The organism is Streptomyces sp. SID5785, assembly GCF_009870065.1.
Taxonomy (GTDB): Bacteria; Actinomycetota; Actinomycetes; order Streptomycetales; family Streptomycetaceae; genus Streptomyces.
Genome location: NZ_WWIA01001081.1, coordinates 1 through 2,246, shown reverse-complemented (window position 1 = coordinate 2,246; position 2,246 = coordinate 1). Strand labels below are relative to the sequence as shown.

The window sequence follows — 2,246 nt, the reverse complement described above, 5'->3', positions numbered from 1 at the left end:
GCGGGGACCGCTGACCCGGGCGCCCGCCCGCGGGCCCGCTGCCGCGGGGCCGCCGCTCGACACGGAGAAGCTGCTCGCCGCGCGGCTCCACGCGGTGAAGGTCCGCCCCTATCTGGCCGCCGCGCTCTTCGCCCTGCAGATCGTCGAGGACCGCACGGTGCCGACGATGGGGGTCGACGCACACTGGCGCTGCTACGTCTCGCCCGCCTTCGTCGCGGGCATGAGCGTCGAGGACCTGGCCGGGGTGTGGGTCCACGAGGTGTCGCACCTGCTGCGCGACCACCACGCGCGCGGCGCCCGGTACGCGCGCGAGCACGACGAGGACGGCCCCGGCGAGCGGCTGCGCCGCAACATCGCCGCCGACTTCGAGATCAACGACGACATCTACGGGGACGGGCTGCCGCTGCCCGCGGGCGCAATGCTGCCCTCGCGGCTGAGGCTGCGCGACGGGCTGCTGATGGAGGAGTACCTGCGCACCGCCCCGATGACGGATCTCGCCGCGGACCTGGCCTGGCTGGACTGCGGCAGCGGCGCGGACGGTCAGCCCCGCCCGTGGGAGCTGGGGCCGGACGGGGCGCACGGACTGACGCGGCAGCAGCGCGACGCGGTCCGGTTCCGGGTCGCCGAGGCGATCAAGGGCCGACCGGGCAGCGCCCCGGAGGGCTGGAAGCGCTGGGCGGACGAGGCGTTCCAGGCGCCGCAGCCCTGGCGGAAGTTGCTGGGGGCGGCGATCCGCTCGGCGGCCTCCGCGCCCGGTGTGGGGGAGGACCACACCTACCGGCGGCCGTCGCGCCGTTCGGCCTCCCTGCCGGGCGTCGTCCTGCCGAGCCTGCGGCGGACCCCGCCCCGGGTCTGCGTGGTCATCGACACGTCGGGCTCGGTGAGCGACGCCGAACTGGGCTGTGCGCTCCTGGAGGTGGCGGCGATCGCCCGCGCCGTGGGCGGCCGCCGCGACCTGGTCTCGGTCGTCTCGTGCGACGCGGCGGCCGGGATCGCCGTGCCGCTGTGCCGGGCGGAGAGCCTGGAGCTGATCGGCGGGGGCGGTACCGATCTGCGCTCCGGGTTCGAGCGCGCGCTGCGCCGCCGGCCGGGCCCCGACGTGATCGTGGCCCTGACCGACGGGCAGACCCCGTGGCCGTCCCGGCGCCCGCCGTGCCGCACGGTCGTCGGCCTCTTCCCCCGCCCCGGGCGTCCGGCGGACGAGGACGACGCGGACTACACGCCGGACGGGCCGCCGGACTGGGCCCGGGTGGTCACGATCGGCTGAGCGGCGGCCCCGGCCGGGCGGCGAGGGCCGCGCACCACTCAGCCGATGTGGTACGAGTCCCCGTAGACCTGCCAGTCCAGCGGGGGTTCGAGCCCGAGGTTCCCGTCGCGCAGGAACACCCGCTGGGCGGTGTCCACCCGGCTGGTGTCGCTGTGGGCCTCCTCCTGCTTCATGGCCCACACCCGTGCGTCCAGGAACGCGTTCAGCCAGTCGGTCTCGTCGCCGCCCTGGGACGGCGGACGTGACGCGCCGAGCGCCCGTTCGCGGATGCTGCGGAAGCTCGTCGGGTCGGAGCCGTCGCCGTGCATCACGATGGCGTCGTAGTACGTGAACTGGCCGAGCGTGCCGACCCCGTCGGCCTTGCCCTGGGCGACGGCCGGATCGAAGTACACCCGGTCGCGCTCGTCGTTCTGGGCCTCCTGGAAGGCCTGGTCCCCGGCGGCCTCGGCCCAGGCGTCGGGGAAGCCCGGGTCCAGGCCCTCGTGCGAGTCGCTGCCGTCGACCCGGCGCAGGGCCGGCAGGTACGGGGCGAGGACGTTGTCCGGGGCGCGGTCGGTGTAGAGCTCGACGAGGTCGAGCATGTCGCCGGTGCCGGAGCAGAAGCCGATGATGCCCGCGGTGTAGCCGCGGCCGTCGCCGATGTCCTCGATGTACCGGTACTGGGCCTTCCAGTCGAGCGAGGAGTTCTCGGCGCTCGACACGAGCTGCATGGCGATCTCCTTCTTCGCCGGGTCGTCGAGTCCGCCCGCCCGGGCCGGCGCTCCGGCGGCCCCGGCGAACTGGGTGGACAGGAGCGGCGCGCCCACGACGGTGGCGCCGATGAGGGTGAGCAGCGTGCGACGGGAGGTGCGTATGTGGGGGGCAGGCACGGTTCCTCCTTGGGGGAGTCCAACGTTCCGTCGACTGTTAGGAAGGTTTCCTACCAGAGATTCGGCGTGACGTATACCCGTCAAGAACGGTCCGGGGTGCGGGTGTCGGC

General features: G+C 74.6%; 2 protein-coding genes. One reads left to right on the top strand and one right to left on the bottom strand.

What is annotated here, in order from left to right; translation table 11 throughout:
• Nucleotides 1-10 precede the first annotated feature (10 nt).
• A complete protein-coding gene (locus tag GTW43_RS34965) occupies nucleotides 11-1,267 on the top strand; it encodes a VWA-like domain-containing protein (protein WP_161305994.1) in 1,257 nt (418 codons plus the stop codon).
• A 38-nt stretch (nucleotides 1,268-1,305) separates the two neighbouring features.
• On the opposite strand, the gene GTW43_RS34960 is transcribed toward GTW43_RS34965, so the two are convergent.
• The gene (locus GTW43_RS34960; protein ID WP_161300164.1) at nucleotides 1,306-2,136 is read right to left on the bottom strand and encodes a chitosanase; all 831 of its coding nucleotides are present in this window, start codon (nucleotides 2,134-2,136) and stop codon (nucleotides 1,306-1,308) included.
• Nucleotides 2,137-2,246 lie beyond the last annotated feature (110 nt).